This window comes from Micromonospora sp. NPDC048835, from assembly GCF_040649995.1.
Lineage (GTDB): Bacteria > Actinomycetota > Actinomycetes > Mycobacteriales > Micromonosporaceae > Micromonospora.
On the sequence record NZ_JBEZGM010000038.1, the window covers coordinates 1 to 25,236 of the forward strand.

The 25,236-nt window shown below is 72.1% G+C and carries 23 protein-coding genes; 9 read left to right on the forward strand and 14 right to left on the reverse strand.

Translation table 11 applies throughout. The annotated features are described in order from the left end of the window. Window positions 1–131: 131 nt before the first annotated feature. The 5 genes from AB0C15_RS29315 to AB0C15_RS29335 all read left to right on the forward strand — a co-directional run bounded on the left by AB0C15_RS29315 (window position 132) and on the right by AB0C15_RS29335 (window position 5,409). Window positions 132–860: a hypothetical protein gene (locus tag AB0C15_RS29315; RefSeq protein ID WP_357357339.1), complete on the forward strand. Its 729-nt coding sequence runs from the start codon at window positions 132–134 to the stop codon at window positions 858–860. A gap of 158 nt (window positions 861–1,018) precedes the next feature. Further along, window positions 1,019–1,495: a hypothetical protein gene (locus AB0C15_RS29320; protein ID WP_357357341.1), complete on the forward strand. Its 477-nt coding sequence runs from the start codon at window positions 1,019–1,021 to the stop codon at window positions 1,493–1,495. A 5-nt stretch (window positions 1,496–1,500) separates the two neighbouring features. Continuing rightward, complete coding sequence (locus AB0C15_RS29325) at window positions 1,501–3,294, forward strand: glycoside hydrolase family 15 protein (protein ID WP_357357343.1); 1,794 nt, start codon at window positions 1,501–1,503, stop codon at window positions 3,292–3,294. After that, entirely contained in the window at window positions 3,291–4,127 is an 837-nt protein-coding gene (locus tag AB0C15_RS29330; protein WP_357357345.1) for an aldo/keto reductase, read from the forward strand. The genes AB0C15_RS29325 and AB0C15_RS29330 overlap by 4 nt, the downstream gene beginning before the upstream one ends. A 46-nt stretch (window positions 4,128–4,173) precedes the next feature. After that, window positions 4,174–5,409 carry a hypothetical protein gene (locus tag AB0C15_RS29335; RefSeq protein ID WP_357357347.1) on the forward strand — a complete coding sequence of 412 codons (1,236 nt, stop codon included), beginning with the start codon at window positions 4,174–4,176 and terminating at the stop codon, window positions 5,407–5,409. Between the two features lie 188 nt (window positions 5,410–5,597). Here the strand turns inward: AB0C15_RS29335 and AB0C15_RS29340 are convergent, their stop codons facing one another. Beyond that, a complete protein-coding gene (locus tag AB0C15_RS29340; RefSeq protein WP_357357349.1) occupies window positions 5,598–7,667 on the reverse strand; it encodes a phosphocholine-specific phospholipase C in 2,070 nt (689 codons plus the stop codon). Window positions 7,668–7,712: 45 nt separating this feature from the next. Continuing rightward, window positions 7,713–8,660 carry an AraC family transcriptional regulator gene (locus AB0C15_RS29345; RefSeq protein WP_357357351.1) on the reverse strand — a complete coding sequence of 316 codons (948 nt, stop codon included), beginning with the start codon at window positions 8,658–8,660 and terminating at the stop codon, window positions 7,713–7,715. A gap of 102 nt (window positions 8,661–8,762) precedes the next feature. On the opposite strand from AB0C15_RS29345, the gene AB0C15_RS29350 reads away from it, so the two are divergent. The 4 genes from AB0C15_RS29350 to AB0C15_RS29365 all read left to right on the forward strand — a co-directional run bounded on the left by AB0C15_RS29350 (window position 8,763) and on the right by AB0C15_RS29365 (window position 11,936). Further along, on the forward strand, window positions 8,763–9,593 hold the full coding sequence (locus AB0C15_RS29350; RefSeq protein ID WP_357357353.1) for an NAD(P)H-binding protein: 831 nt from the start codon (window positions 8,763–8,765) through the stop codon (window positions 9,591–9,593). Between the two features lie 78 nt (window positions 9,594–9,671). Continuing rightward, window positions 9,672–10,715 carry an SEC-C metal-binding domain-containing protein gene (locus tag AB0C15_RS29355; RefSeq protein WP_357357355.1) on the forward strand — a complete coding sequence of 348 codons (1,044 nt, stop codon included), beginning with the start codon at window positions 9,672–9,674 and terminating at the stop codon, window positions 10,713–10,715. 151 nt (window positions 10,716–10,866) lie between these two features. Further along, window positions 10,867–11,208: a hypothetical protein gene (locus AB0C15_RS29360; RefSeq protein WP_357357357.1), complete on the forward strand. Its 342-nt coding sequence runs from the start codon at window positions 10,867–10,869 to the stop codon at window positions 11,206–11,208. Window positions 11,209–11,435: 227 nt separating this feature from the next. After that, entirely contained in the window at window positions 11,436–11,936 is a 501-nt protein-coding gene (locus AB0C15_RS29365) for a DUF2231 domain-containing protein (protein ID WP_357357359.1), read from the forward strand. A 10-nt stretch (window positions 11,937–11,946) separates the two neighbouring features. Here the strand turns inward: AB0C15_RS29365 and AB0C15_RS29370 are convergent, their stop codons facing one another. From AB0C15_RS29370 to AB0C15_RS29425, 12 genes are all read right to left on the reverse strand, one after another. After that, complete coding sequence (locus AB0C15_RS29370; protein ID WP_357357361.1) at window positions 11,947–12,390, reverse strand: DUF1801 domain-containing protein; 444 nt, start codon at window positions 12,388–12,390, stop codon at window positions 11,947–11,949. Window positions 12,391–12,427: 37 nt separating this feature from the next. Further along, entirely contained in the window at window positions 12,428–13,081 is a 654-nt protein-coding gene (locus AB0C15_RS29375) for a DUF998 domain-containing protein (RefSeq protein ID WP_357357363.1), read from the reverse strand. A 156-nt stretch (window positions 13,082–13,237) separates the two neighbouring features. Beyond that, window positions 13,238–16,582 (reverse strand): S8 family peptidase, encoded by a 3,345-nt coding sequence (locus AB0C15_RS29380; protein WP_357357365.1) that lies wholly within the window; start codon window positions 16,580–16,582, stop codon window positions 13,238–13,240. Window positions 16,583–16,684: 102 nt separating this feature from the next. After that, window positions 16,685–17,677: an LLM class flavin-dependent oxidoreductase gene (locus AB0C15_RS29385; RefSeq protein WP_357357367.1), complete on the reverse strand. Its 993-nt coding sequence runs from the start codon at window positions 17,675–17,677 to the stop codon at window positions 16,685–16,687. Next, complete coding sequence (locus AB0C15_RS29390; protein ID WP_357357370.1) at window positions 17,674–18,000, reverse strand: TIGR04076 family protein; 327 nt, start codon at window positions 17,998–18,000, stop codon at window positions 17,674–17,676. Before AB0C15_RS29390 ends, AB0C15_RS29385 begins: the two co-directional genes overlap by 4 nt. Next, window positions 17,997–18,368 (reverse strand): nuclear transport factor 2 family protein, encoded by a 372-nt coding sequence (locus tag AB0C15_RS29395; protein ID WP_357357372.1) that lies wholly within the window; start codon window positions 18,366–18,368, stop codon window positions 17,997–17,999. Before AB0C15_RS29395 ends, AB0C15_RS29390 begins: the two co-directional genes overlap by 4 nt. Before the next feature lie 39 nt (window positions 18,369–18,407). After that, the gene (locus tag AB0C15_RS29400) at window positions 18,408–20,051 is read right to left on the reverse strand and encodes a DUF885 domain-containing protein (RefSeq protein WP_357357374.1); all 1,644 of its coding nucleotides are present in this window, start codon (window positions 20,049–20,051) and stop codon (window positions 18,408–18,410) included. Next, the gene (locus AB0C15_RS29405; protein WP_357357376.1) at window positions 20,048–21,286 is read right to left on the reverse strand and encodes an amidohydrolase family protein; all 1,239 of its coding nucleotides are present in this window, start codon (window positions 21,284–21,286) and stop codon (window positions 20,048–20,050) included. The genes AB0C15_RS29400 and AB0C15_RS29405 overlap by 4 nt, the downstream gene beginning before the upstream one ends. A 10-nt stretch (window positions 21,287–21,296) precedes the next feature. Beyond that, the gene (locus tag AB0C15_RS29410) at window positions 21,297–22,274 is read right to left on the reverse strand and encodes an ABC transporter ATP-binding protein (protein WP_357357378.1); all 978 of its coding nucleotides are present in this window, start codon (window positions 22,272–22,274) and stop codon (window positions 21,297–21,299) included. Continuing rightward, window positions 22,271–23,248: an ABC transporter ATP-binding protein gene (locus tag AB0C15_RS29415; protein ID WP_357357381.1), complete on the reverse strand. Its 978-nt coding sequence runs from the start codon at window positions 23,246–23,248 to the stop codon at window positions 22,271–22,273. Before AB0C15_RS29415 ends, AB0C15_RS29410 begins: the two co-directional genes overlap by 4 nt. Before the next feature lies 1 nt (window position 23,249). Next, window positions 23,250–24,149 (reverse strand): ABC transporter permease, encoded by a 900-nt coding sequence (locus tag AB0C15_RS29420; RefSeq protein WP_357357383.1) that lies wholly within the window; start codon window positions 24,147–24,149, stop codon window positions 23,250–23,252. Then, entirely contained in the window at window positions 24,146–25,231 is a 1,086-nt protein-coding gene (locus tag AB0C15_RS29425; RefSeq protein WP_357357386.1) for an ABC transporter permease, read from the reverse strand. The genes AB0C15_RS29420 and AB0C15_RS29425 overlap by 4 nt, the downstream gene beginning before the upstream one ends. Window positions 25,232–25,236 lie beyond the last annotated feature (5 nt).

The window sequence follows — 25,236 nt, forward strand, 5'->3', positions numbered from 1 at the left end:
GACCCGGTTCGACAAACTCGCCGTCCGCTACGAAGCCACCGTTCACATCGCCGCGATCAACGAGTGGCTGTAACCGACTTCGACACAGGCCCTAGTGTGATGTTCCCGTTGTCGATCATGAAGGTTGTGAGATGGCGCTTGAGGCCGATGGATTCGAGAACGAAAGTCCCGTACGCGGCGACGATGCCCTCGTCGCAGCGGTTCCGGAAGCAGCCGTACGTGGGCAGCGGGTCCTCGACCTGCTGGACAGGGCGATCGACGCCCAGAGCGTGTTGGTGCGAAAGAACATCACCCGGGCGCGTCAGCGGAACCCGGAGGCGACACCAGCAGAGGTGATCCGCAATCTGGAAAGGATGTACGTCAGCGCCCTGGCGGGGACGGGTGCTGCGGTTGGCGGAGCCGCAGCAGCACCCGGCGTCGGCACCGGCATCGCACTGGCACTGTCAGCCGGCGAGGTTCTCTCATCTCTTGAGCTGAGCGCCCTCTTCGCGCTCTCGATCGCCGAGGTCCACGGAGTCCCCATCGACGAAATCGAACGCCGCCGAACGATCGTGATGGGAATCATGCTCGGTGGGTCCGGCTCCGCCACCATCACCAAGGTCGCCGAGCGTACGGGTCAGCACTGGGGGCGCCAGGTTGTCGCCAAGGTACCTGCCGAGACGTTGCGTCAGATCAACAGGATCCTGGGGAGGCACTTCGTCACGAAGTACGGAACCAAGCAGGGCATCATCGTCCTCGGTCGAGCGGCACCGTTCGGTATCGGCGCGGTAATTGGCGGTGGCGCCAACGCTGCCCTCGCCACCATGGCCGTGCGGGCCGGTCGTCGCGCATTCGGCCCACCTCCACCGGCTTGGCCGTGATTGACGAGCAGATCAGGTCAGCGCGACAGACCCGGTGGCATATGGTGAGAAACCGGACTACCGGTGGGCGGGTGTCCGGTCCGGGCCGTGGGATTCACGCTGTTCAGCCGGAGGATGACCGATGACCGCGAACGCCCGCGACGTCGACGACTGCTGAGATGGACTGGGCCGGATGGGCGTTGTTCGGGTTGGTCGCCACCGCGGCGCTGACCGCGGCGATGATCACCGCCCAACTGGCTGGTCTCACCCGGCTCGACATCCCCCTGGTGCTCGGCACCTTCGTCACCGAGGACCCCGACCGGGCCCGGGTCGTCGGGTTCTTCCTGCACCTCTGCACCGGTCAGGGCTTCGCCCTGGGGTACGCGGCCACGTTCGCGTTGCTGCACCGGGCGGACTGGTGGATCGGGGCGCTGCTCGGGATCGTGCACGTCGGGATCGCGCTGACGGTGATTCTGCCGCTGCTTCCTGGTATCCATCCGCGGATGGCCTCGCAACGGGCGGGACCGGCCAGCACGGCGGTGTTGGAGCCGCCGGGCCTGTTCGCCCTCAACTACGGCATCCAGACCCCGCTGGTCACGGCTGTCGTCCACCTCGTCTACGGGGTTTGCCTCGCGCTGCTCCTGCAGGCCAGGTGACCGGGGTGCGACCGATCAGCGACTACGGTCTGCTTGGCGACACCCGTACCGCCGCCCTGGTCGCGAGTGACGGCGCGATGGACTGGTTCTGCGTACCCCGCTTCGACGGCGACCCCCTGTTCGGCCGACTGGTCGGGGGTCCGGACGCCGGGACGTTCCGGGTCGGCCCGGCCGGGCCGGCAACTGTCGTCGAACGACGGTACCGGCGGCACAGCGCCACCCTGGAGACCACCTGGGCGGTGGGCGGCGGTCGACTCCGCCTCACCGAGGCGATGGTGGCCGAGGTCAGCGGTCGTCTGCTGCCCACGACGCTGATCGTGCGACGGCTGTCGGCCGAGCGGGCTGCTGTCGACGCGGTGGTGGAGTTCGATCCCCGCCTGGGCGCAGGGCACCGCCGGCCCCGGGCACAGCACCGGCGCCAGGGGCTGGTGTGTGAGTGGGGGGCGCTCGCGGTCGCGTTGCACTGCACGCCCACGCTCCGCATCGAACCGGGTCGGCCGACCTCGATCACGGTCCGGCCGGGACATCCGGTCACGGTCGTCCTGGCCGTGGCCCACCGTGAGCCGGTGATCCACGTCGAGCCGACGGCCGCCTGGGACCTGGTCGTCGAGGACGAGGCCCGCTGGCGGACCTGGGCTGCGGAGATCGACGAGCGGTTGCCGTTCCGGGAGCACGTCGTCCGCAGCCTGCTCACCTTGCGGCTGCTTACCTACTCACCCTCGCAAGCACCGGTGGCCGCACCGACCACGTCCCTGCCCGAGGATCCCGGCGGGGTACGGAACTGGGACTACCGCTATGTCTGGCCCCGGGACGCGAGCATCGGCGTCAGCGCCTTCCTCAGCGTCGGCAAGACCGACGAGGCACGGGGTTTCCTCGCGTGGCTGCTACACGCCAGCCGACTGCAACGGCCACGCCTGCCGGCGCTGCTCACCCTGCACGGCCGGCAGGTCCCAGCGGAGCGGGAGTTGTTCGGTTGGCCCGGCTACCTGGACAGCACTCCGGTACGGGTGGGCAACGGAGCCGCACGTCAGCACCAGCTCGACGGCTATGGCTGGGTTATCGACGCCGCCTGGGGGTTCGCCCAGGCCGGGCACCGCCTCCCCGCCGAAACCTGGCGGGCGGTGCGCGGCTTCGCGGACGTGGTCGCCGGCTGCTGGCGGGTTCCCGACGCCGGTATCTGGGAGGTACGGGAGCCCGCCAATCACGTCCACTCCACGCTCATGGGGTGGCTCGCCCTGGACCGTGCCCTGGCCATCGCGGACACGCATCCCGTGCCCGAGCGGCAACGTCGACGCTGGCAGAGCGAACGTGACGCCATCGCCGCCGAGGTCCGGACGCGCGGTTTCGACCCGACGGCGGCCAGCTACGTCCGCAGCTACGGCTCCCCGGACCTCGACGCGGCCCTGCTCGTTCTGCCGCTGCTGGGCCTGGACCAGGCCGGGTCACCCCGGGTACGGGGCACCATCGACGCCATCCGCGACCGCCTGTCCGCCGGCGGTCCGCTGCTCTACCGCTATCCGCCCGGACGTGACGGCCTGCCCGGCACCGAGGGCGCGTTCCTGCCCTGCTCGTTCTGGCTCGTGCAGGCCCTTGCCCGCACCGGGCGCCGCGACGAGGCCGTCGAGCTGTTCCGGGCCGTTCTCGACTACGCCAGCCCGCTCGGCCTATACCCGGAAGAGGTGGACCCCGCGACGGGCGCTTACCTCGGCAACTACCCCCAGACGCTTACCCACGCCGCGCTCATCCAGGCCGCACTCGCCATCCGGGACGCCCCCACGCGGGTAGGGTTCCGATCATGACGATTCCCCATCTGACGGCTGCCGACGGCACCACTCTGCCGGCGATCGGGCTCGGCACATACCAGCTCAACGGGTCCGCGGGCGTCGACGCGATCGGGCACGCGATCCGGGCGGGTTACCGGTTGCTCGACTCGGCGGTCAACTACGAGAACGAGGGCGCTGTCGGTCGGGCCGCCCGTTCGGCGGGAGACGTGCGGGACGAGTTGATCGTCACCTCGAAGTTGCCGGGGCGGCACCACCGCTACGACGAGGCGCTGACCACCATCGAGGAGAGCGTGTTCCGCACCGGCCTCGACCGCGTCGACCTTTACCTGATCCACTGGCCGAACCCCAAGGAAGACCTGTACGTGCAGGCGTGGCGGGCGCTGATCGAGGCGCGCGAGCGCGGTCTGGTGCGGCACATCGGGCTCTCCAACTTCCTGCCGGAGCACATCGAGCGGCTGGTGGCCGAGACCGGGGTCGCCCCGGTGGTGAACCAGATCGAGGTGCACCCGTACTTCCCGCAGCAGGAGGCGCTCGACTACCACCGGGAGCAGGGAATCCTGGTGCAGGGGTGGAGCCCGCTCGGCCACGGCAACGACCTGCAACGGCACCCCGTCATCGTGGAGATCGCCACCGCCCACGGCGTCAGCCCGGCGCAGACCATCCTCGCCTGGCACGTGGCCCGCCAGGTGATCCCGCTGCCCAAGGCCGCTTCGCCGCAGCGGCAGACCGAGAACCTGGACGTTTTCGGCATCAGGCTCACCGACGCGCAGGTCGAGGCCATCACCGCGCTGGGCCGCCCGGACGGTCGGCTCTCCGATCAGGACCCGGCGGTGTACGAGGAGTTCTGACCGACCTGCCGCGCAGAACTGTCGGCGGGGTGGGAGAGCATGGGGCGTGCTGGACGGACTTGACGACATCGACTGGGCCCGGCTGGGCCACGCGTACGGGGCTGCCGACGACGTGCCCGGCCAACTGCGTGCCCTGCTCTCCCCCGACCCGGCCACCCGCGACGAGGCCCTGGCCGACCTCTACACCAACGTCTTTCACCAGGGCAGCCGGTTCGAGGCGAGCGCGTACGCGGTGCCGTTCCTGCTGGAGATGCTCGGCGATCCGGCCACCCCGGACCCGGCGGCGGTGCTCGGGCTGCTGAGCGTTCTGGCCGTCGGGTACGACGAGGGTTTCCTGCCGCAGGGTTTCCCGGTGGCCGACTACCGCCGGGCCGCCCAGGGTGGCCGTGAGCTGCTCGCCGCGAAGCCGCCACCGTGGGCCGGCGAGGACGAGGCGGAGAAGGAGTACGTCGAGTACGCCTACGTCGAGTCGCTGTCCGAGGCGGATCAGGGTCGGCTGTGGGCGTACGTCGAGGTGGCGACCTACGACGCGGTGCGCGCCGGGGTTCCGGTGTTCTGCACGCTGCTGGAGCACTCCGATCCGGGCGTGCGCGCTGTCGCGGCGTACACCCTCGCCTGGTTTTCGGAGGAGGCCGACGGCAGTGTGGCCGCACTGGCTCGCGCGATCGACGCCGCTCGGGCCCCGGGCGCCGCGTCGACGCCGGGTGAGGTGGCGACCATGCTGGTGGCCTCGGGGCTGCTCGGTGCCGCACCGGACGTGCGGTGGTTGACCGATCCGCGTCCGCTGGTCCGCTGCGCCGCGGCGATCGGTCGGGTCCGGGTCCTCGGCGCGGCGACCGACCCGGCGACCGCCGAGGAGTTGTTGAGGTGGGCGTCGGCGCCGTCCGACGACGCCGAGCCGGCCGAGGGGGAATGGGTGCCGTTCCTCAGCGGCGATCTCGGCGGCTACGCGGCGCTCGCCCTGCGGCAGCTCGGTCCGCTGCACTCCGATCGCGCCTTCGACGCGCTGCTCCGACGGTTGCCCACGGTCAGCGGTGAGCGGTCGTTGACGGTGCTGGGTGCGGCGCTGCGCCTCGCGTTCCCGGACGGTCCGGCGGCCACTGGTACGCCGATCGCGGCGTTGCTGCCCCGGCAACGGCGGCTTGCCGAGGTGCTGGGCGGGTCGACCGAGCCGTGGCTGATCGACGGGCAGGAGTTCGGCAACGTGTCCATGCTCGTCGCAGAGTTCGGCCTGCCGCGAAGCCGCGAGGCGATGCTTGCGTACCTCGGACGTGTCTCGTAGCCGGTCGGCCTCGCGATGCCGGTCGCTCGGGGCGAGGGCTGCGCACCGACGTTCCGGCTAGACCACTACGGAGCGTGACCTTCGGGCAGGCGATTGGCGTGACGAGCGTGATGACTCACAGGCATATTGATACCTCTGAGTCATCACGCTCAACGAGGCAGCCGTCTCCGGCCGGCGCGACGCACGCCCTAGACGAGCCCGCCGAGGGCCGGGTCGCTGATGCTCTCCTTGCCGTTCTCGACATGACCCGCGCAGCGGTACGCGAAGTCGGGGTCACCGGCGACGCTGACCGTCAGGTCGTACCAGCCGTGGGTGCGGGCCAGCGCCCAGCTGGCACGCTCGGTCACGCCGGGGCGCAGCGACAGCGTGACCGGACGCCCGTTGTACCCGTCCCGGACGGTCACCTCGACCCGCTTCGACCCGCGGTTGGTGAGCGTGAGGGCGACCTTGTCGTCCCGCTCACCGTAGGTGGGGGTGACGTCGAGGAGGGACCGACCATTGGCGAACCGGCGGTAGAAGCCGTTCGGGCCGTGCACCGACAGGTCGTACCCGGAGGTGGCCGGCCAGGTGTCGCTCAGGTGTCTGCCCGGCTCGACGGTGTAGCTGCGCGGGGCGTCCGCGCTGCCAGCCTGGCGGACCTGGAAGACCGCCGCGACCCCGCCGGAGTTGCGCAGGTCGATGCGGAGCGCGTCGCCGTCGCGGCGCCCGTCGGCGTGCAGGGTGTACGGGATCGGCCGTGCCGGGCGTACCCCGTGCTCCTGCTTCGGTAGCCGCTGGTCCGCCGGCGGGACCGGCACCTCGTCGGGGTGCCGGACCAGGTCCTCGGGCTTGAAGTCGTCGGTGTCGGGCAACCTGACGTCGCGGGAGCGGTTCGGGTGCCGGAAGTCGAACGCCGTGGTCAGGTCGCCGACGACGGCGCGTCGCCACGGGGTGATGTTCTTCTCGATGAGGTCCGGCCGGCCGTGCCCGAACCGCGCCTCCAGGAACTTGATCAGTGAGGTGTGGTCGAAGACCTGCGAGTTCACGTAGCCGCCGCGCGTCCACGGCGAGACGATGACCATCGGCACCCGGATGCCGAGGCCGTACGGCCCGGCCGGGTGGTCGGCGTCGCCGGGGAAAATCTCGTTGGTGGTGGGTACCGTCGACTGCCCGTGCTCGCGGCTCTGCGGGGGTGTCGGCGGGACCACGTGGTCGAAGAAGCCGCCCTCCTCGTCGTACGTGATGAAGAGCGCCATCCTGCTCCACACCTCGGGGTTCGACGCGAGGATGTCGATGACCTGGGAGATGTACCAGGCACCGAACGCGGGCCCCCAGTTCGGGTGCTCGGTGTACGCCTCCGGGGCGGTGATCCAGGAGACCTGCGGCAGGCGTCCCGCCTCGACGTCGGCGCGGAAGTCGGCAAGCAGCGCCTCCGGGTCACGGCCCTGGGTGCGGATCTCGGTGCCGGTCTTGGCCCGGTCGGCGAGCGGCGTTCCGGGCTGCGCGTTCTGGTACCTGTGGAAGTAGAGCAGCGAGTTGTCGCCGTAGTTGCCGATGTACGGGTCGTTCGTCCAACCCCAGGACCCGGCGGCGTTGAGGCCGGTGCCGACGTCCTGGTAGATCTTCCAGGAGATGCCGTTGCGCTCCAGCCGCTCCGGGTAGGTCGACCAGTCGTAGCCGGCCTCCGCGTTGGTGATGACCGGGCCGCCGTCCTTGCCGTCGTTGCCGACCCAGCCGCTCCACATGTGGTAGCGGTTCGGGTCGGTCGGGCCCATCAGCGAGCAGTGGTAGCTGTCGCAGACGGTGAAGGCGTCGGCGAGCGCGTAGTGGTAGGGCAGGTCCTGGCGGGTGTGGTAGGTCATCGCCGTGACGCCCTTGTTCGGCACCCACCCGTCGAACCGGCCGTCGTTCCAGGCGGCGTGCCCGTCGTTCCAGCCGTGCGGCGGGTCCGGCAGGAACGTCTGGCCGAGGTCCTTCACCTCGGGGCGGAACGGCACCAGTTCGTCGGCACCGTTGGGTTGGTGCCACACGTCCTTGCCCGACGGCAGTGTCGCCGGATGGGGGTCACCGAATCCGCGTACGCCGCGCATGGTGCCGAAGTAGTGGTCGAAGGACCTGTTCTCCTGCATGAGGATGATGACGTGTTCGACGTCCTCGATCGTGCCGGTCCGGTTGTTCGCCGGGATGGCGAGCGCCTTGCTGAGATCCAACGGGAGCGCCGCGCCGATCGCGGGGACCCCCATCGCCTTGAGGAACGTACGCCGATCCACCGTGCCCATAACTCCGCCTTTGTACGATCTGGTCGAGAAACTGGCGACCGGACGCTACCGACGAGGGGTTGACAGCAGATGACCGAAGTGCGTTGGTTTCGCGAGCCGCCGATGACCGCTCGGGCTCAGGCCGTGCACGCGTTTGAAGGCCGCGCTGAAGCCGAACGCGTCCGCGTACCCCAGGCGACGCGCCACGGCGGCGACCGTCGCTGTCGATTCGGAGAGCAGGTCGGCGGCCACCGCCATGCGCCAGTCGGTCAGGTAGGTGAGCGGCGGCTCACCCACCAACGCGGTGAATCGTTTGGCCAGTGTGGACCGGGAGACCCCGGCCTGCGCCGCCAGGCTGGCCAGGGTCCACGGTCGGCCCGGCGCGTCGTGCATGGCGCGCAGCACCGGGCCAACAGTCTCGTCGCTCAGCGCCCGGTACCAGCCGGGCGCCTCGGCCTCTGGCTGGTCGAACCAGTCCCGCACCGTGCACACCAACAACCAGTCCAGCAGGCGGTCCAGCACCACCTGCCGTCCGGGCCGACAGGCGTCGAGTTGGGCGTCCAGGTAGTCGCGTAGCGCGGCGCAGTCCTGGTCCTCCGGCACGACGAGCACCGGCGGCAGCGCGCCCAGCAACCGCTGAGGCACCCGACCCCGGACGTGGTACACCCCGACCAGCAGCACGAGCCGCTCGTTGTGATCCGCGCCCGCCGGGTCGACCACCCCGGTCTGGCCGCGCCGGACGTCCCGCAACTCCCCGGGCTCGAAGCTCGACCGGGGCTCGGCGGAGAAGACGAAAGGCGCCGGCCCGCGCACGATGGCCGCCTCGCCGACCCGGACCAGGCGAGGCTTGTCGCTGTCCGGATGCGAGATCCACCCCTCGCCCCGCATCGGAACACAGAGCGTCAGCGGGGCGCCGTCGGTGAAGCGCAGCGCCGACGGCGGCGTCAGCACCGACCGGCCGAAGGCCGCGCCGTCGGCGTGCAGACCGCGCAGCAGATTGTCGAACGGGTCCATGAACCGACGATAGAGCGGGAAGCATCGACCTCGGACGATCGGACATGCCCGGCGTACGACGGCACATGTCCCGCCCACGGCCGGGCGCGTTGACTCGTGGTCATGACGACGGATGCTTCTTCGACACTCGTGATGGCCGGCACCGGTAAGACCGGTCGCCGGCTGGTCCAGACACTGCGGGAGGCGGGTCACCACGCCAGGGCCGCCGCCCGCTCCGGTGAGGTGCGGTTCGACTGGTCGCGGCGGGACACCTGGCGGCCGGCCGTGGCGGGTGCCTCCGCTGTCTATCTGCTCGCTCCGGAGGATCCGGCGCTGGCCACCGACTTCGTGACGCAGGCGGTCGACTCCGGTGTCGGCCGGATCGTGGCGCTCTCCGGGCGCGGCATCGACCGGGTCGCCGACTTCTCCCCCGGCATGCTCGCCGCCGAAGAGGCGGTGCGCAAGTCCGGCATCGAGTGGACGATCATCCGGCCGAACAACTTCAGTCAGAACTTCAGCGAGGACCTGTTTCGCCAACCACTGCTCGACGGTCGGCTGGCCCTGCCGATGGGCGCCACTCCGGAGCCGTTCGTCGACGCCCAGGACGTCGCCGACGTGGCGGCGACGCTGTTGACCTCGCCCGGTCACCACGAACAGGTGTACGACCTGTCCGGCCCCCGTGCGCTGACCTTCGCCGCGGCGGTGGCGACGATCGCCCGGGTGACCGGCCGCTCGATCCGCTACGTGGAGCTGACCCCGGAGCAGTACCACGCCGAACTGCTCGCCGAGGGGTATCCGGCGGAGGCGGCCACGGCGCTGAACGCCCTGTTCGCCGGGATGCGCGCGGGCCACCTCGCCGAACCGGCCGACGGGGTGCGTCGGGTTCTCGGACGGGACCCGCTCGACTTCGACACCTACGCCGCCCGGGCCGCGGAGTCCGGAGCGTGGTCGTAGTCCCCGGTGGGCGGCATGAGAGCGGCGTAACAGGTGATCTGCCCGCATACTGCTCGTAGCCCGACGTACCGTGAGATCGTGCCGACGAGAGAGACACTCACCAAGGCTGAGCTCGCCGAACTTCGCCGCTCCGCGCTCGGGACGGCCAATCCGCTCGGTGTCGCCGCCGACCTCGCGGAGGCCGTCGAGCAGGGCCGGATGGAGGACCCGGACGACGCCGGGGACGCGCTGACCCTGGCCGCCGAGATCGCGGAGATCCGGGCCCGGCCCGAGGCCGCGCTTCGGTACGCGGAGCAGGCCCTGGCGGCGTACCCGTCCGGCGATGATCCTCGGGCCGGTTTCGCCCGCGCGCTGCGGGCCCGCACGCTGTTCCGGGCCGGCGACCGGGACGACGAGGCGATGGCAGAGTTGACCGCGTTGCGCCCGTTGCTGCTCGTGCAGCCCGACGCTCCCGCCTATGTGAGTGCCGCGCTGGACGCCGGTGGGCGTTCGGCGATCGCCGAGACGTGGCTGAGCGAGGCGGTCGACAAGCTGCTCAAGGAGCACGCGACCGCCGCGTCCGGGCCGGCCAGCACCGCGATCGACCCGGTGGTCGACCTCGGTCCGCCGGACGCGCCAGGTGTCGCCTTCTTCCTGTTGCAACAGCGGCATCGGGTACGACGGAACCTGAACCTGCCGCACGACCGGCAGGACGACCTGGCGGACCGGCTGGAGACCCAGCTCGTGCGACGGGCCGGGGAGCGCAGGGACGCCGAGTCGGATCTGCTCTTCTGGCCTCGGGCCGAGTTCGACCGCCTGCTCGCCGAGCATCCCGCACTCACCGAGGTGTACGGGCCGGACTGGGACGCGCACCGGGGCCGACTAGAGACGGAGCTGGTTCGGCTCAGGGGTGCCGGTCAGGCCGGGTTGGGCGTGTTCGGCGCGACGGTCGCCGGGCTGACCGCGTTCGCCGGTCGACGTGACGGCGACCCGGCCGACGTGGCAGTCCGCGCGGGCTACGCCGCCGAGGTGTCGGCACGGCCCAGCGCGCGCATCCCGTGGCCGCCGGAGCGCAACGACGCCTGCTGGTGCGGATCGGGCCTCAAGTACAAGAAGGACTGCCTGCCGCGCTCCCGGAGCTGACCGCGGCGGTGGCCGAGTACGAGATGGCCGCGAGGCTCTTCGACTCCCCGCTGCCGGTCATGGTCTGCCCCGGCAACCATGACGTGCGCGACGCGTACCGCAAGGGTCTGCTCGGTGACGACCGCGGCGGCGCCGGCCCGAGCTGGGTTCGGTGCCGGCCGGGACACCCACGTTCATCGCCCTGCATCACCCGCCGGTGGTGCTGCACCACCCGGTCATCGACCCGATGCGGCTTCTGCCGGCCGACCCCCTGGCCGACCTCGTCGCCGCCCACCCGCAGGTCGTCGCCGTGCTGACCGGGCACTTCCACACCGCCGCCGCGAGCACCTTCGCGGGCCGTCCACTGCGGATCGCGCCGGGCGTGGCCAACACCCTGCGGATGCCCTGGGAGGGTGAGGGCCCGTTGACCACCCAGACCCAGCCGCCCGGCGTCGCGTTCCACGTGTACGACGACGCCGGACTGCTCACCACCCACTATCGGGTGGTGGTCTGAGCATGCACGGGGTCGCGGTGCCGGGCTTCCTGTTCGCCGTCGCGCCGATCGGCGACGTCCTGAGTCGCTCGACATCACCGCAGACCCTCTGACGTGCGCGGCGCGGCCCGGCGCACCTGCCGGACCGCGCCGCGGTAGCAATCTTGGGGGCTGACACACCCCTGCGGTACCGATAGCCTCCATCCCCGGACGATCAATGTCCGGCCGATACCAGGAGGAGCCGCCCGATGTTCGAGGAGTTCATGGGCATCCCCGCCCACCCTCTGCTGCTGCACGCGGCGGTCGTGTTCGTGCCGCTGCTGGCCCTGCTGGCGGTCGGGTACGCGCTCGTCGCGCCGATCCGGCCGCACACCCGCTGGGTGCTGGGGCTGCTCGCGGTGGGCGCGCCGGTCGCCGCTCTGCTGACCAAGCTCTCCGGTGACGCCTTCCTCGAACGCATGCAGTCGGCAAACCGGGTCACCCCCGAGTTCCTGCCGAAGCTTGCGGCGCACCAGGAGTTCGGTGACATCACGCTCTACGCGACGATCGGGTTGGGGGTCGTGGCGCTGGCACTTGTCTGGTTCGTACCGCCGAAAGCTGCCGAGGCCAACGCCGACGCGGACCGACGGCCCGGCCGACCGCTGACCCTGGCGTTGCAGGTGTTGTCGGTGGTGGCTGCCGGCGTCGCCCTCTACTACGTGTTCCGCACCGGCGACTCGGGGGCGAAGGCGGTCTGGGAGGGCCAGTGACGGTGGCGGCTCATCGGCGGCTGGCCCGGTCGACGCCCCTGTGCACCTCGACGGCGCGCTCGATCAGCTGCCGCAGCACGCTCTCGTCGATGTCGTCGAGCCGCTTCAGGTAGAGGCATCCGTTTCCGGCACGGTGCGGACCGAGCCGGGCGAGGAGTGCGGCGAACTGCTCTTCGAGACCACCGCCGGAGAGGTAGAGGACGAGGTGCTGCTTGCGCGGCGAGAACCCCACCAGGGGCGCGTCGCCACTGCGCCCGCTCTCATAGATGTAGCGGTAGCTGCCGAAGCCGACGATGCTCGAGCCCCACATGGCCGCCGGCTCCCCGGTCAGCTCACTCATGATCGCGCGGAGCCGCCCGGCGTCGGCCCGCCTGCGTTCGTCGGAATTGCCGGCCAGGAACTCGTCGACGCTGATCGCGGTCGGGACGGCTACCGGCTGCTTCGCTGTGGCCATGACGTGATGCTGTCACCCACCTACGACGAGAACCGCCTCATCGGTCGGGCAATCTCGTCGCGTGTCCGCACGAGAGCGCCACGAGCCAACCCGAGATGAGCACCGCTCCGACGGCGAAGCGGATGCTCGCACTCCCCTCGCTCCAGGGCAGGGCGGTGAGGACGAACGCGACGGCACCGCTGGTGGCGCTGTAGAGCGCCCAGGTCCGGTCCCCCTGCGCGGCGAACCGTCGAGCGAGCAGCAGGCCCGCCGCGATCAGCGACAGGAACGCCGCCGCGCCGCACACCGTGTGCAGGACGCTGCCCGTGCTGGTCTGCTCGGGCAGCCCCGCCGGGGCGCCGGGTGGCCAGCCGAGTGCGGGATCGGGCACGAAGATCCCACCGCCGATCATCGCCACCCCGTACACGCCGACGAGCACCGGCACCACGGTGCCGGCGCGGCCCGGTCGCAGTGCCTGCCACAGGCCCAGTGCGAAGGCGACGGCCAGGACGCCGGCGCCCACGAACGCGGTGACCTGCAACCAGCCGAGGTCACCGAGGGTGAGTGCGCTGATCGCGTGCCGGCGCAGGTCGAAGCCGGACCGGGTGAACGCCTGCCCGAACGACAGGACCGGAAAGAGCAGGCCGGCGACAGCGCCACAGCCCAGCAGGAGACGGGTTCGGCGCGGTGGTGTCTCGGCGACGGACGTCATGGGCGTGCCTCTCGTTGTCGGCGTCGTGGGTCACCGTCACGACGAACGAGGTGGGGCCGGATCGACACCGTCCGCGCGGAAATCGAGGGCTCCCGCAACCGGCGGGGAGCTGGTGCGGCCCGGTCGGGGGCCCGGGCCGCACCAGCGGGGTGACCATCAGCCGGCGTGGTACGCCCGGATGATCGTCTGGTCGATTCCGCTACCGCCGTTGGCGGTGGCCTTCACCCGCAGCGAGACGGGCTGGCCGGCGGTGGCCTTCGGCAGCGCGACCCGGTAGGTGTCGCCGCTTTCGGTGACCCGGGCCGACGTCCAGGTGGCCCCGTCGTCGGTCGACGTCCAGACCTGGAACGACGTCACCTTCTGCGTCTTCACACCGTGTGCCTGCCGGACGGCCAGCTCGGCCGTTCCGTCGATCGGGTGGTTGTCGTGGTCCATCGGCAGGGCGTAGTCGACCGCGAGCAGCGGCAGCGGCACGCTCCCGGTCCCGTCCGGGCCGGCGGACCGGAACGTCCACGAGGTGTTGACCTTGGTAGAGATCGGCAGGATCAGACTCGTGTCGACGTCGAGGGTCACCCGGTAGTCGGCCATCGGCTGCGCAACGGTGAAGTCGCCGTACGGGCCGGACCGCTCGTCGACGAGCGTGCCGTTGCGGTACAGCGACAGCTTGCGCTTCACGCCGACCGCCGCACCCTGCAGGCAGTCGGCCCGCTGGTGCTGGTCGGTGAGCGTCACCATGTCCAGGTGCAGGTTGCCCCGGGTCCGCGACGGCGCGGTGGCGCAGCTCCAGTCGGCGCCGGCCGGGTCGTCGTACCAGTCGGAGTGCAGCGGCTGCCGCGCCCAGACCTTGGACTGCTGGCTGCGCGGGAGGTACCGGCGCGGCGCCTCCATGGCGGCCAGCCCGCCGTAGACGCCCTCGTCGGCCCAGACGATCTCCGGCGAGAGGTACGACGTCCGGCTCGGCGGCATGACGCCCTCGTAGGTCTGGGTCACCGGCACCCCGTCAGGAGTGGAGCCGGTGCGGACCAGCAGGGTGTACATCTCCGGTGAGTCGGTCTGGTGGAACGTCTCGTCGATGCGGGCCAGCCGGGCCTGTTCCGCCCTGGTCACCCGGAACGACGGGTCGGCCGGCACGCCGGCCGCGTACTCGTGCACGATGTTGTAGCGGTACGGCTTCGCGGTGCCGGCCGGCGAGTCCATGTTGACGGCCGCCCAGGTGCGCCGCGATCCGATGGTGGGCTTCGGGACCGCCACGCTGCGGACCGCGGTGGCCACTCCGAACCCGCTGATCTGGTGCCACCACGGCAGGCCGTTCACCGCGGTCTGGAAGGTGGTGACGTCGGTCCGGGTGGTCCTGGTGGCCGCCCCGTCGACGGTGGCCGTGACCGGCCGGGCCTGCGCCGGGTCGAGGGTCACGCTCCGGGGGGCGTGCACGTCCAGGTCACCCGCGGCGGTGAGGGTGCTCTCCTGCACGTCGCTGTCGACGTAGTAGGCGATCGACGCGCCGAGCACCGAGTACCGGCCTGCCGGCACCCGCAGGGTGAAGGTCTCCCCGGGCGTGCCGCCGCCTCCGCCGTAGAACAGCAGGGGGTCGGTGAGGTTGGCGACCATGAGGTTGATCCAGGTGTCCGCGCCGTCGCGCAGGCCGGGCATCGGCTTGGTGTGGATCGTCAGGTCGTAGCTGGGCGGCTCGACGTAGAAGCTCACCGGCGTGGTCACGACCGGCTTGCGGCCGCTGCGCGCGGTGACGGTGGCCAGGTAGAGGCCCGGTCGGCTGGCCAGCGCCGCGCGGTTGATCCGCAGGGTCGCCGCCCCGGTGGCGCCCCGCTTGAGGGTCACCCGGCTCGTCGACAGCGACGCCGCGCCGCGCGGCACCGGCTGGCCGTCGTGGTTGACGATCGACACGTCGAGGTCGAGGACCGTCGTGGCCGGGGTGGGTCCGCCGGTCCAGCTCAGCTTCGTCTCGCTGGTCCCGGACTGCGGGTACGCGAAGGTGCCGAGGTTGACCACCGGCTGGTCGCTGGTGGGGCCGCCGAGGGCACGGGCCGCGTTGAGCCGGCCGGCTCCGATGGCGTACGGGTCGATGCCGGTCAGCGGGTCGGCCGCGCCGACCAGGGCGGCCTTGAGCCGTTCACCGGTCCAGTCCGGGTGGCGCTGGGCGAGCAGCGCGGCGGCGCCCGCCACGTGCGGGCTCGCCATCGAGGTGCCGCTGATGGCCTCGTAGTACCTGTCGATCGGGTCCTGGAGGTTGGTGCCGGCGGCACGGGCGGCGACGATGTCGACGCCGGGCGCGACGACCTCCGGCTTGGCCGCGTGGTTGTTGATCAGCGGTCCCCGGCTGGAGAAGTCGGCGAGCTTGTCGTCGCGGTCGACGGCCCCGACGGTGAGCGCGGTGGCGGCCGAGCCGGGCGAGGAGATCTGCGCGCCGCTGTTGCCGGCGGCGATGACGAACAGCGTGCCGGTGGACTTGCTCAGGGCGTCGACGGCGAGCGAGAGGGGGTCGCTGCCGTCGTCAGGTGCGCTGCCACCGAGGCTCATGTTGATGACGTCGGCCCGGGGGGCGGCCCACTCCATGCCGGCGATGATGCCGGAGTCCGCGCCGGAGCCGTGGTCGTCGAGGACCTTGCCGATCACCAGCTTGGCGTCCGGCGCCACGCCACGACGCTGACCGTGTGCGGCCGCGCCGGTGCCGGCGATCGTCGAGGCGACGTGCGTACCGTGGCCGTTGTGGTCGACGGCGTCGCCACCCTCGACGGTGAAGTCGGCCCGCTCGGCGACCCGGCCGGCCAGGTCCGGGTGGGTGAAGTCGGCGCCGGTGTCGAGCACCGCGACCCGGGTGCCCTTGCCGGTGTAGCCGGCCTTCCAGGCGTCCGGTGCGGAAATCTGGCCGAGGTTGCGGTCCAGGCCGGCGGGCTTCGCGCCGGCCGGCAGGGCGGTGGCGTGGACCTTGCGGTCGAGCCAGACCTTCTTCGCGCCGGCGAGCAGCGTGTTGGTCGCCAGCTTCGCGGTGGCCGGGCTCTTCTTGGGTACGCGGCCGGCGACCGCGCCGATGCTTGGCAGCGGCAGCACGTCGCCGAGTGCGGCGACTCGGGCGGACGCGGTGGCGGGCTGCACGATGAGCGGCAGCTCGGCGGCGTTGTCGTCGTCGTAGCCGTCGGCGACGAGCGCGGTGACGTCGAACAGGTCCGGGTCGAGGACCGAGCCGATCTGGGAGGCGACCCGGGCGGGGACGACGTGCAGGTGACCGTCGGGGCCGCAGCTCTGGTCGATCACCGCGTTCTCGTCGACCGGCCGGATGGTGGCCTGCGGGCACCCCGATCCGGTGCTGCGGACGGTCACCACGTCGCCGGTCAGCAGGGTGACGGTGTGCGTCCTACCGTCGGCCGAGGCGGCGGGTGTGCCGGGCCGGTCGATGCTGCCGGCTGTGGCCGAGCCGCCCGGTAGGGCGGTCAGCGTCGTGGCCGTGACGGCAACCGCCATCAGCCACCGCGTTCTCCTGAGCATGTTGCTCCTCGTCTAATGTGGACGAAAGTGCCTCTTCGGGCAACCTCCGGCAAGATCATATGTAGCTGAACGATCTTCGGGGAGCCTCCGACGAAGTGGTTTTCACTGCCGTAACAAAGGGAGCACCCGCCGGCCGAGCAGGTCGATCCCGCCGTGCGGCGTCAACCCGTGCGGGGTGCCGAACTCCACCCGGCTCGCCCCGGCGTCGAACAGCGCCGCCGCCTGCGCGGCGACGTGCTCGGGTGTGCCGGAGAAGGCGAACAGGTCGAGCAGGTCGTCGCCGATCAACGCCCCGGCGAGGTCGTCCTCCCGGCGGCCGACATGCTGCTGGATCCGGGCCAGCAGCTCCGGGTCCACCTCGATCGTCGGGTCGTGGGCGGCGACCACGGCCAGGTACATGGCCACCTCCCGGCGGGCCATCCGGCGGGCCACCGCACCGTCCTCGTCGACGACCGTCACCGCCCCGAGCACGACTCCCGTACGGTCGCGCTCCGGTGGGGCCGCCTCGTCGAGCCAGGCCCGCATCAGCCGGGCCATCGCCGGGTTCGCCGACCCGCCGACCTTGACCTCGCCGGCGAAGCCGGCCGCCGCCCGCGCGGTCTGCCGCCCCCAGGTGCCGACAAGGACCGGCACGTCGGCACGGGCCGGGGTGTACCGCAACGACGTGCCGGGCGCGACGGTGAACTCGCCGCCCTGGAAACCGCCGTCGTCACCGGCGAGCAACAGCCGGACGACGGCCACCGTCTCGACGATGCGCCGAATCGGTCGGACCTGCGGCACGCCTATCTCGTTGAGCCAGGTGCCCCGGGCCAGCCCGAGGTAGGCCCGGCCGTGCGAGGCGAGGTCCAGCGCGGCCACCTGACCGGCGACCTCCACCGGGTGCATCGTGAACGGGTTGAGGCACGCCACGCCCAGGCGGATCCGCCGGGTGTGCCGGGCCGCCACCAACAGCGGGAAGATCGGCGGCTGGTACATCAGGTCACCGAAGACCGACAGCACGTCGAAACCGTGCCGCTCGGTCAGCTCGGCCAGCTCGGCGTACTCGTCGGCGGACTTGTCGGACTGCAGGCCGATGCCGACCAGCCCTGCGCTCACGTCAGCTCCCCGGTGGGGATCTGCCGGCGGCCGGTCCGCTCGATGCGCATGATGAGCCGCTCCTCCGGGTCCGGGCAGGCCACGTGGCTGTCCTGGGCCATCCAGTCGCCCTCGGCCAGCGCCCGCTGCTTGGCCGGGATCAGGGGCAGGCACGCGGCCAGCGCGTACAGGCAGAAGTGCTTTCCGGCCGGGATGGTCAGCCGGTTCGACCCGGTCACGTCGACGTGGTCGCCAGGCTTCAGGCCGCACACCGAGCGGCCCTCGATCCGCTCCACCACGACCCGCAGGTCGTACAGGTCGGTGGTGGGTTCCTCGGCGCTCATCGCACGGCCTCCGCGTGGTGGTGCACGATCCGCCAGGAGCCGTCCTCGCGGCGCAGGACGTCGGTCACCCGGAAACACTCGTCCGGCCGGGGGGCGGCGAAGCGGGCCCGCAGCACGTAGCGGACCAGCCCGGTGTCCCCCCAGGCGTCGGCGCGCAGGTGTTCCGGCGCCACCGAGAGCGGCGCCGGCCCCGCCGCCCGGCTCGCCCGCAGGTCCCGCAGGTCGTCGAGCGCGCCCAGGCCGGACAGCAGGCCGTCGGCGTCGGACTCCCAGAACGTCAGGTCCGGGTGCAGGTGCGCGTCGAACGCCTGCCGGTCGCCGAGGGATCGGTACAGGTCGGTGATGGTGGTGGAGAGTTCGTCGTTCATCGGGTGTCACTTCCGATCAGGTACGGCGGTGCGGGGTGGTCAGGGCAGGTCGGCCAGGCGGACGCGCAGTGGGTCCAGGCCCATGGGTCCGAGCGCCAACGCGGTGTGGTGGAAGCGTTTCCGGTCGAACGCCGTACCCTCGCGTCGCTCGGCGTCGCGGCGGGCCTGCTGCCACAGCCGCGCACCGACCTTGAAGGCCAGGGCCTGGGCCGGCCAGCCGAGGTACCTGTCGACCTCGAAACGCGCGGTCTCGGCGTCCAGACCGGCGACGCGGGTGAGGACGTCGACCGCGAGAGCGGGCGTCCAGCGGCGCTCCTCGGTGAACCCGTTGCCGGCCGGGATCGGCAACCGCAGGTGCAGACCCAGGTCGATGACCACGCGGGCGGCCCGCCACATCTGACCGTCGAGCATGCCGAGCCGCTCGGCGGGGTCGGCGTAGAGGCCGATCTCGTCGGCGAGGCGTTCGGCGTAGTGCGCCCACCCCTCCGCGTACCCGTGCACCTGGCAGAGGGCGCGCTGCCACGGGTGCAGGGCGGCGGTGGTGAGCGTGACGGCGTGCTGGAGGTGGTGGCCGGGCAGCCCTTCGTGGCACAGCGTGCCCACGTGCCGCCACACCGGCACCGTCGACTCGCCGGAGGGCACCGACCACCAGATCGCGCCGGGACGCGTCATCGCCGGGTCGGGGGGCGTGTAGTACATGACCCCGGACGTGGCGGGGCTGATCCGACACACCACCCGCCGCAGGACGGCCGGGATGTCGAAGTGGGTGCCGTCGAGCGCATCGGTCAGCTGCTCGGTGCGCCGGCGCAGCCACTCCTCCAGGGCGGGCCCGGCCGCCACCCGGCCGGCCGGCTCGGCGTCCAGGGCCGCCCGGGCGGCAGCCACCCGGGAGTGGCCCAGCTCGCCCGCCACGGTCCGCAGCTCGGCGGCGGTGCGCTCCAGCTCCGCCCAGCCGTACGCGTACACCTCGTCGAGGTCGACCGTCGCGCCGAGGAAGCTGCGGGCGGTGACCCGGTACAGGTCACCGCCGACACCGTCGACATCGGACGCCGCGGGTGCCAGCTCGGCGCGGAGGAACGCGGCGAAGCCGGCGGTGGCGGCGGTCGCCAGCCGCGCGCCCTCGCGCAGGCGTGCGGCGAGTGGGCCGTCGGGGCAGCCGTCCACCAACCGCCCGTAGAAGTCGGCGGTGGCCCAGGACGTGCACTGCCCGGCGACCACGAGCACCTGGCGGCGGGCGACCACCTGCCCCCGCTGCGCCGAGCGGCGCAGCGTCGCGGCGTAGCTGTCGAGGGCGTCGGGCACCCGGTGCAGGTGGTCGGCGACCACCGCCCAGTCGTCCTCGCTGTCCCGGGGCAGGTTGTCGAAGACCTGCCGGAGCAGGTGCACCGGGGTGGCCAGCGGGGCGAGCAGCCGGGTGGTGAAACCCGCGTCGTACAGGTCGACCTCGCTGGCCAGCCGGTCGCGCAGGGCCCCGGCCAGCGACCGTTCGCCGGGGCCGTGGGTGGTCGCCGTGGCGGCGGCCGTCGCGGTGCCTCGGGCCAGCTCCGCGCGGGCGTCGAATCCGTCCGGCGAGAGGTCCGGGACCTGCGACCCGGGGGTACGCCCCACCGCCTCGGCAGCCTGCGGATCCAGCTCGGCGAGCGCGTCGAGGTACCCGTCGGCGACCTCGGTGATGCTGCTCATCGCGGTACGCCGAAGCGGCCACGGTCGTCGCGGTACGCCACCCCGCCCTTGAGCACGGCGTGCAGGGTGCGCAACGCGGAGACCGAGCGGGTCGGGTCGTCGCGCAGCACCAGCAGGTCCGCGTGCCGGCCGGGCTCGACGGTGCCGAGGGTGTCGGCGCGACCCAGCCACTGCGCGGGTCGGGTGGTGGCGGCCTTGAGCGCGTCCGCGACGGGCATCCCGGCGTCCACCATGAACTCCAGCTCGCGGACGGTCGCGGTGGTCTCGTCGTACCCGGCGTGCGGAGGCATGTCACTGCCCAGCGCGATCGGCACGCCGTTACGGATGGCGTGCTGGAGGCTCTCCCAGTGTCGGGGTCCGGCCGCGAGGGCCCGGTCCATCAGCCAGCCGGGCACCCCGGAGTCGCGGAAGAACTGCTCGCACCGGCTCACCACGATCGTCGGCACGTACCAGACACCCCGCTCGGCCATCAGCCGGGTGACGTCGTCGGTCAGCTCGTACCCGTGCTCGACGCAGTCGAGGCCCAGCTCCACGGCGCGGCGGACCGAGTCGGCCGGGCCGGCGTGTGCGGTGACCTTGCGCCCCCAGTCGTGCGCGACGCGGATGACCGCGGCCATCTCGTCGTCGAGTAGCTGCGGGGTGTCGATCGCCTCGTGCTGGCCGGCGATCCCGCCGGAGATGCACACCTTGATCAGGTCGGCGCCGGCGCGGAGCTGTTCGCGGGTGGCCCGACGGAACCCGTCCGCGCCGTCGGCTTCGAGGGCGTCGGCGTCCCAGCCGTGGCCGCCGGTGCAGCAGAGCGCGTGCCCGGCGGTGAAGATGCGCGGGCCGTCGACAGCGCCGGCCTCGATCCCCCGGCGCAGGGCGAAGTCCGCGTACCGGCTCTCCCCGACGAGGCGGGCGGTGGTGACACCGGAGTGCAGGGTGCGCCGCGCCGAGTCGGCCATCAGCAGCACCAGCTCGGCCAGGTTGGAGTTGTGCACGCTGTCGGCGAGGTGGCCGGGCAGCCCCAGCGACAGGTGGACGTGCATGTTCGTCAGACCGGGCATGACGTGGTCGCCGCCCAGGTCGACCACCCGGGCGTCGCCGGCCTCGGCGAGGACGTCGTCGACCGGGCCGACGGCGCGGATCATCCCGTCGCCGCCGATCCAGATGCCGCGGTCGGGCTGGAGGGTGTCCTGGACCCCGTCGTAGAGGGCGAGGTTGACCAGGACCTGTTCGGTGGGCATGCGCATGGGGGCGTCCTCAGAGTGGGCGCGCGGCGGTCGGTGCCGCCGCGGAGTCGGTGAGCCAGCAGGCGACGCTGCGGCCGCCCAGTTCGACGGTGGGCGGCTGCTCGGCGCACCTGTCGAACGCGTGCGGGCAACGCGGCCGGAACCGGCACCCGGTGGGGGCGTTGGCCGGGTCGGGCACCTCCCCGGCGAGGATGGCGGGCAGCCGCGGCGTGGGTCCGATCTGCGGCACCGCGTCGATCAACGCCCGGGTGTACGGGTGTCGCGGCTCGCGCCACAGCTCGCGGGTGGGTGCGGCCTCGACGATCCGACCCAGGTACATCACGGCGGTCACGTCGGCGATCTCGTGCACCAGCGCCAGGTCGTGGGAGATGAACAGCATGCCCATGTCGAGGTCGCGGACCAGCCCGACGAGCAGGTTGACCACCTGCGCCTGGGACGAGGCGTCCAGCGCCGTCACCGGCTCGTCCGCGATGATCATCCGGGGTTCCGGGGCGAGCGCGCGGGCGATCGCCAGGCGCTGCCGCTGACCGCCGGAGAACTGGTGCGGATACCGCTGGGCGGCGCTCGTCGGCATGGCCACCCGGTCGAGCAGTTCGTGCACCCGGGCCCGGCGGGCCGCCCCGGTCACCGTCGCCGGCACGCCGTCGAGGAGTTGCGAGCCGATCGTGCGCCGGGGGTTCAGCGAGGCGTACGGGTTCTGGAAGACCATCTGGAGAGCGACCTCCGCGCCCGAGCGGGGCCGCCAGCCCAGCGGGGTGACCGGCCGGCCGGCGTACGCGACGGTGCCGGCACTTGGTGCGCTGAGCCCGACCGCGACGCGGGCCAGGGAGGACTTGCCGCACCCGGACTCGCCGACCAGCCCGACGATCTGACCGGGTTTCACCTCGAGACTGACCCCGGCGACGGCCCGCACCCGGCCACGCCCCCGGGAGCGGTACTCGACCTCGACGTCGGTGAAGGACAGTCGTGCGGGCTCGGAGTTGTTCACGCGGGAACCTCCAGGTGCGGACGGACCACACAGGCCACCGACCGGTCGGCTCCGGCGGGGGCGAGCGGGGGCGGGGCCTCGCCGCAGGACGGTTCGGCGTACCCGCAGCGGGGTTGGAACGGGCAGCCCGGCGGGGCCTCGCCGGGCGCCGGCGGAGCGCCCGGGATGGGCCGCAACGTCCCGCCGGTCTGCGTGCCGTGCGGTCGCGCGCCGAGCAGCGCCGCCGTGTACGGGTGGCCGGGGGCGGTGAGCAGCGCGCCCGTCGGGCCGGTCTCGACAACCCGCCCGGCGTAGAAGATGTAGCCACGGGTGGTGAGCGCGCTGAGCACACCGAGGTCGTGGGTGATGAACGCGACGGCCAGCCCGGTCTCGGCGCGCAGCCGTTCCAGCAGGGCCAGGATGCCGGCCTGCACGGTGACGTCGAGGGCGGTCGTCGGTTCGTCGGCGATCAGCAGCCGAGGCTGGGCGGCCAGCGCGATGGCGATGGCGACCCGCTGCCGCATCCCGCCGGAGAACTGGTGCGGGTAGGCCCGCAGGGCCCGCTCCGGGTCCGGGATGCGGACCTGGTCGAGCAGCTCCACCGCGCGGCGGCCGGCGGCCCGCCGGTCCATCCGCAGGTGCACCCGCATGTGTTCGGTGAGCTGCCGGCCGACGGTGAGCATCGGGTGCAGGGCGGCGCTCGGGTCCTGGAAGACCATCGCGATGCCCGCGCCACGGACCCGCTGCCAGCCCTTGGCGTCGAGGCCCAGCAGGTCGGTGCCGGCGTACCGGGCCGAGCCGGTGACCGCCGCGCCCGGGGGCAGCAACCCGAGCAGGGTCTGCGCCGTGAGGCTCTTGCCGCAGCCGCTCTCCCCCGCGATGCCGACCAGCTCACCCTCGTCGACTGTCAACGACACGTCGTGCAGGATCGGCAGCGGACCACGCGGCGAGGGCAGGGTGACGGCCAGGGAGTCGACGTCGAGCAGCGGTGCCACCTCAGCGTCCCTTCGAGTAGCGGGGGTCGAGCCGGTCGCGCAGCGCGTCGCCGAGCACGTTGAAGGCCATCACCACGGTGAGGATGGCCAGGCCGGGAAACACGCTCACCCACCACATCGACAGGTCCTGCGCGCCGAGGGCGACCATCGAGCCCCACTCGGCGGCCGGTGGGCGGGGGCCCAGGCCGAGGAACGACAGCGCGGCGAGCAGCAGCACCGCGTTGCCCAGCTCCAGGGTGGCGAGCACGATCGCCGGGCCGATGCTGTTGGGCAGCACGTCACGGCGCAACGCGCGGATCGGTCCCACGCCGAGCAGGCGGGCGGCGTTGAGGTAGTCGTCGCCGCGCATGCTCAGCACGGCGCTGCGGATGACCCGGGCGTAGACCGGCCAGGAGACGATGACCAGGGCCAGCACGGCGTTGCGGGTGTTCGGGCCGAACGCCGCCGTCACCGCCATGGCCAGGATGATCTGCGGAAACGCGAACACCAAATCGGTCAGGCGCATCAGCGCCTCGTCGACGAACCGGCCGACGTACCCGGCGACCAGCCCGAGCAGCCCACCGACGAGCAGGGCCAGCGAGACGATGGCCAGGGCCAACGGGATGGACAGTCGGGCGCCGTGGATCACCCGGCTGAGGATGTCCCGGCCGAGCGAGTCGGTGCCGAACCAGTGCGCCCCGGACGGCGACGCGTACGCGTCGGTGCTCTGCGCCAGCGGGTCGTACGGTGCGAGAACGTCGGCGAGCAGCGCCAGCAGCAGCCATCCACCGAGAATCGTCAACGCCACCACGGTGATCGGCTGACGCCACACCGGTCGGCCGGCCGAGCCACCGCGCAGTCGGCCGAGCCAGCGGCGTCGGCCCAGGGCCCGTTCCGCCTTCGGGTCTGCAAGTGTCGTCATGACAACCGGATCCTCGGATCGATGAGCCCGTACAGCAGGTCGACGGTCAGGTTGACGAGCGTGTAGACAAGTGCCACGAACAGGCTGACGCCGAGGATCGCGGGCAGGTCCAGCGCCGTGGCGCTGCGGTACGCGTACTGACCGACGCCGGGCCAGCCGAAGATGCTCTCGACGAGCACCGTCCCGGAGAGCAGCGACGCGAACGCCAGGCCGGAGACGGTGACCACCGGGACGAGGCCCGCGCGCAGCAGGTGCCGGCGCAGCACCACCCGGGTCGGCAGACCCTTGGCGTACGCGGCCCGGATGTAGTCCTGCTGGAGCACCTCGAGCATCGCCGAGCGGACGAAGCGGACGAGCATCGCCACCGTCAGCGAGGTCAGCACGAGCACCGGCAGGGACAGGTGCTGGGCGGCGTCCCAGGCGACGTCCCACTGACCGGCGAGCGCGCCGTCGACGGTGTACATGCCGGTGACGGTGGGCGGTGGGCTGAAGTCGGTGGAGAGTCTCCCACCGCTGGGTGCCAGACCGAGTTGGTAGAAGAAGACGTAGAGCACGACCAGGGACAGCCAGAACGGCGGGGTGGAGAGCCCGAGCAGGGCACCGACCCGGACGAGCTGGTCGGTGAGCCGACCGTTGCGGACCGCCGCGAGCATGCCGACCCCGGTGCCGATGAGCAGCGCCAGCACCATGCTCGGGATGGCCAGCTCCAGGGTCGCCGGAACGTAGTGCAGCAGGTCGTCCAGGACGGCCCGCCCGGTCTGCTGGGAGTGGCCCAGGTCGCCGTGCAGCAGGTTGCCGAGGTAGTGCAGGTACTGGGCCCAGAGCGGCTGGTCCAGGCCCCACTTCTCGCGGAAGGCGGCCACCGCGGCGGGGTCGTTGAGCGCCTGGTCGGAGAGGTTGGCGGTCACCGGGTCACCGGGGACCACGTTGACCAGGCCGAACGTCACCACCGTGACGCCCAGCAGCAGGCCGGCGGTGACCGCCACCCGCTTGGCCAGGAAGGTCAGCAGCGGATGGGCACCCCGGGGCCGGGACACGGTCGTGGCGACCGCGCCCGGCTCACCGTCGTGGACAGTGGTCATGTCGT

What these genes read in the sequence shown, in the direction of transcription:
- AB0C15_RS29420 (WP_357357383.1), bottom strand. Translation starts at nt 24,149, where the DNA reads ATGACGACACTTGCAGACCCGAAGGCGGAACGGGCCCTGGGCCGACGC.
- AB0C15_RS29425 (WP_357357386.1), bottom strand. Translation starts at nt 25,231, where the DNA reads ATGACCACTGTCCACGACGGTGAGCCGGGCGCGGTCGCCACGACCGTG.
- AB0C15_RS29320 (WP_357357341.1), top strand. Translation starts at nt 1,019, where the DNA reads ATGGACTGGGCCGGATGGGCGTTGTTCGGGTTGGTCGCCACCGCGGCG.
- AB0C15_RS29395 (WP_357357372.1), bottom strand. Translation starts at nt 18,368, where the DNA reads ATGAACGACGAACTCTCCACCACCATCACCGACCTGTACCGATCCCTC.
- AB0C15_RS29380 (WP_357357365.1), bottom strand. Translation starts at nt 16,582, where the DNA reads ATGCTCAGGAGAACGCGGTGGCTGATGGCGGTTGCCGTCACGGCCACG.
- AB0C15_RS29370 (WP_357357361.1), bottom strand. Translation starts at nt 12,390, where the DNA reads ATGGCCACAGCGAAGCAGCCGGTAGCCGTCCCGACCGCGATCAGCGTC.
- AB0C15_RS29340 (WP_357357349.1), bottom strand. Translation starts at nt 7,667, where the DNA reads ATGGGCACGGTGGATCGGCGTACGTTCCTCAAGGCGATGGGGGTCCCC.
- AB0C15_RS29350 (WP_357357353.1), top strand. Translation starts at nt 8,763, where the DNA reads ATGACGACGGATGCTTCTTCGACACTCGTGATGGCCGGCACCGGTAAG.
- AB0C15_RS29390 (WP_357357370.1), bottom strand. Translation starts at nt 18,000, where the DNA reads ATGAGCGCCGAGGAACCCACCACCGACCTGTACGACCTGCGGGTCGTG.
- AB0C15_RS29345 (WP_357357351.1), bottom strand. Translation starts at nt 8,660, where the DNA reads ATGGACCCGTTCGACAATCTGCTGCGCGGTCTGCACGCCGACGGCGCG.
- AB0C15_RS29315 (WP_357357339.1), top strand. Translation starts at nt 132, where the DNA reads ATGGCGCTTGAGGCCGATGGATTCGAGAACGAAAGTCCCGTACGCGGC.
- AB0C15_RS29375 (WP_357357363.1), bottom strand. Translation starts at nt 13,081, where the DNA reads ATGACGTCCGTCGCCGAGACACCACCGCGCCGAACCCGTCTCCTGCTG.
- AB0C15_RS29400 (WP_357357374.1), bottom strand. Translation starts at nt 20,051, where the DNA reads ATGAGCAGCATCACCGAGGTCGCCGACGGGTACCTCGACGCGCTCGCC.
- AB0C15_RS29330 (WP_357357345.1), top strand. Translation starts at nt 3,291, where the DNA reads ATGACGATTCCCCATCTGACGGCTGCCGACGGCACCACTCTGCCGGCG.
- AB0C15_RS29365 (WP_357357359.1), top strand. Translation starts at nt 11,436, where the DNA reads ATGTTCGAGGAGTTCATGGGCATCCCCGCCCACCCTCTGCTGCTGCAC.
- AB0C15_RS29405 (WP_357357376.1), bottom strand. Translation starts at nt 21,286, where the DNA reads ATGCGCATGCCCACCGAACAGGTCCTGGTCAACCTCGCCCTCTACGAC.